Source organism: Pseudomonas sp. PDM27, assembly GCF_019219205.1.
Lineage (GTDB): Bacteria > Pseudomonadota > Gammaproteobacteria > Pseudomonadales > Pseudomonadaceae > Aquipseudomonas > Aquipseudomonas laurylsulfatiphila.
Map to the genome: position 1 here is coordinate 1 of NZ_JAHUWF010000041.1, position 323 is coordinate 323.

Sequence of the window (323 nt, forward strand, 5' to 3'; positions counted from 1 at the left end):
TCCCCTGAAGGGCCGTCGAAGACTACGACGTTGATAGGTTGGGTGTGTAAGCGCTGTGAGGCGTTGAGCTAACCAATACTAATTGCCCGTGAGGCTTGACCATATAACACCCAAGCAATTTGCGTCGAAAGGCCAGATTGCGGTGTGTGAAGACGAAACGAACCGAAAGTTCGAGAGACTCACAAAACACCAGCTATCACATACCCAATTTGCTGAAGCGAGGCCCTCTGGCCGCGACTCAGTACCCGAATTTCTTGACGACCATAGAGCGTTGGAACCACCTGATCCCATCCCGAACTCAGAAGTGAAACGATGCATCGCCG

General features: G+C 52.0%; 2 rRNA genes. Both read left to right on the plus strand.

The features are described from left to right. A 23S ribosomal RNA gene (locus tag KW838_RS29295) occupies positions 1–103 on the plus strand; the annotation flags it as partial. A gap of 150 nt (positions 104–253) precedes the next feature. Next, positions 254–323 (plus strand): 5S ribosomal RNA (rrf, locus tag KW838_RS29300); the annotation flags it as partial.